Source organism: Candidatus Bandiella numerosa, assembly GCF_021811875.1.
In the GTDB taxonomy this organism is placed as follows: Bacteria; Pseudomonadota; Alphaproteobacteria; order Rickettsiales; family Midichloriaceae; genus Aquirickettsia; species Aquirickettsia numerosa_A.
This window is the reverse complement of the sequence record NZ_JAJBJD010000143.1, coordinates 1-2,858: the sequence shown is the minus strand read 5'-3', so window position 1 is coordinate 2,858 and position 2,858 is coordinate 1. Positions and strand designations below refer to the sequence as shown.

General features: G+C 33.2%; 2 protein-coding genes. One reads left to right on the top strand and one right to left on the bottom strand.

What is annotated here, in order from left to right:
* The first annotated feature begins 204 nt into the window (after nt 1–204).
* Complete coding sequence (locus L8D11_RS04715; RefSeq protein WP_236870517.1) at nt 205–1,815, top strand: toprim domain-containing protein; 1,611 nt, start codon at nt 205–207, stop codon at nt 1,813–1,815.
* A gap of 804 nt (nt 1,816–2,619) precedes the next feature.
* Here L8D11_RS04715 and L8D11_RS04710 read toward each other — a convergent pair.
* The coding region (locus L8D11_RS04710; protein WP_236870516.1) for a hypothetical protein at nt 2,620–2,858 on the bottom strand (239 nt) is incomplete at its 5' end.

The following is a 2,858-nucleotide window of genomic DNA, read 5'->3' as shown; positions in this document are numbered from 1 at the left end:
TTTTGTTCAGCGCTAAAATTTCTTTTTTCTTTTTTACTCATACTTCTTATTTTTTATTTATATTTTTATATCTTTTAGGAAATAAAACTACTCTTTTTGTTGTCTGACTTTTTCAGTCCACTATAATCAGTAAATTTAAGCAATGGTATATGGTATGACTTTAGCAGTGGAGATGCTGGTTCTTTATTTAAAATATATAAGGAATTGGGATATAAAGAAGAATTTACTTATCAAGTAAAAGAAAAGCAAGGGAAAGAGAATAAGTCTACAAATAAAGTTAATGCAGAAGAAATAGAGCAACAGAAAAAGCTTAAAGCAGTAAAAAAGATAAGTAGATCAGCAGTACCTGTCAATAACGGAACAAAAATTGTAAATAATTACTTAACAAAGCATCGTGGGATAAATCTAGGGCAAATCAACTTATCGAAAGATATAAGGTCAACAACTAGAGCTTGGAGTAGTGAGACAAAGAAATACACAACTGCATTAGTAGCGATAGCAAGGGATAAAGATGGTAAGGAAAGTGGTGCTCAGATTATATATTTAGATTCAAAAACACATAATAAAGATAAGTCTTTGGAAGTAAATAAGAGGACAATGGGTGGTTTAAAGGGAAGTTTTGTTGAACTGACTAGTAATGCAAAATCTGGAAAGCTATATATAGCAGAAGGAGTTGAGACTGGACTATCCATAGCAGCCGCTGATAAAGAAGCAAGAGTGATTGTAGGGCTTGGGATTAGTAATATGCTAAATATCGGTAGTTATCTTAAGAGTTGCGATAAAAACAAGGATGTAACTATAGTAGCTGATAATGATGGTAAAGAATCACAAACAGCTAAACTCGTTGATAAATCAGCAAGGAAATTAGCGCAAGAGGGATTTGAAAATGTAATGGTGATGAAGCCTAAAGTAAAAGGTTATGATTTTAATGATGTACTTAAAATCAGAGGTGAGAAAGGTGTAAAGGCTTATATGGAAAGTCCAATTAAAAATAAATTAGAAATCTCTGCTATAAAAACTAGAGATTTAGGCATAGAAGAGCTGAAAGAGGGATTAGAAGAGGTAGCGAAGCAGAATCTGAGAGTTGCAGATAATAAAAAGGACTATGTCAGTATTCAAACTATCATTGAAAAAATGGTAGTGAAGATAATAAATCATAGGAATATATATGGCAAAGAGGCATCAGGAACACAGAAGAAGGAGTTTTTTAATGAATCAAGATATGAGTTAAAGAGAGAAAAATACTGGAAAAATCATGTAGAATCAAAGAATCCGGCAAAAGAGGCCTCTGATTTACTAAAACAACAAGAGATAACCGAGAGATTAGTAAATATTGATACTAGATTAGCAAATAGAGCATCTGAGAATTACCAACCAATGCCTGCAGATCAAGTTTTAAGAGAGTATAAGGAAAATACAGCTAAGATGCATGATTTAACACGAGATTTAGGTAAGAAGGGATATGGGACACAAGGAACAGAATTTATTGCACGAGAAATGGTAAAGTACCAAGAGAAGCATGGATTTAATATGCCAACACAGCAAATCAGCAAACTCTGCTCGATATCAAATTATGTTCAAAAACAATATGATTTACTTGCGAAATCTGGATTTAATAGAGATGAAGCAAGAATAGCATTTAGTGAGGGGAGCCGAATGCTTTCTAAATATGATAGAGGCAATCAGGATTTTGTAGTAAATAAGGAAGGAGTTAAATCCATCCAGCAACACAGTAAACGCGAGTTAGAAATCAATGCATCTAAACAGCAAAATAGTAAATCAAATCAGATTGAAAATACTGGCTTTGAGATGTAGTTTATCTGATTTGCAAAATAAAATTCGTATACGGCGTATACGACCATTTTAACTAAGGTAAGGAATGGTAGTGCGCATTCTCCTTTTAAAAAACAAGTTGCTTCGTATACACGTGTATACACCCACTTTAACTAGGCTATATAATAAATCACATAAAAAAATAATGGGTTTTTCTCAAAAATGCGATTTTTGTATACAAATGTATACGTGCATTTTGCCTAGGGTAGAGGTTAATGTATACGAAAGTATACGTTTTTTTCCAAAACAGATAATTTTGTATACAATTCGTATACGGGCGTTTTACCTAAGATACAGAGCAAAAAAGAAAGCCAACAATAGTTGCAGGAGGTGTACCAATTTTCATTCGGCTTGCTGTAACTGGCTCTAGGCTGGGTAATTCCATTGATATAACGATATTTATTATAAAACAATAAAATTTAAAGCCAAATCCTTCGGCGATTGAGATGGATATGAGTGTGATAATTGAAAATTATTTATAAAACAAATTACCTATATGTCTCTGCGCGCATAAGAATCTCGATTTTAAATTTCATGATATTCTATTATATAAGAACAACCATTTTCCTATTTGGGAATGTTGAATGAATTGCGCTAAAATAATAGTAAACCGCCTTTAAAGGTTTAGGATGCAAAGAGTATATAAAATATAAAAACTAATAAAGAAGTAGTAAATATAGCAGGCGAGATGGTGATATTACAAAAAAGAATGGCTAAATACATCTTAAAATACATTAAAAAACCTAGTATATTTGGATTATTGGTTGTGTTAGGAATGATAACTTATCAGATATATGGTTGTGACCTGCATAATAGGCCATATGTAAGTGATGATATAAGGGTAGTAGATGGCGACACCATAGTACTAGATAATAAGCTAAGAATAAGATTGCATGCTATGTGCGCCGGGCATGATGTAAGAGCAAAGGGTTCAAGTCCCTTGTGGGCTGAGATAGAGCGGTCCATTAGCTGAGGCAAGGCTAACTTCGTGAGGAGTTGGCTGAAGGAAGCTGACGGCAAAGTAA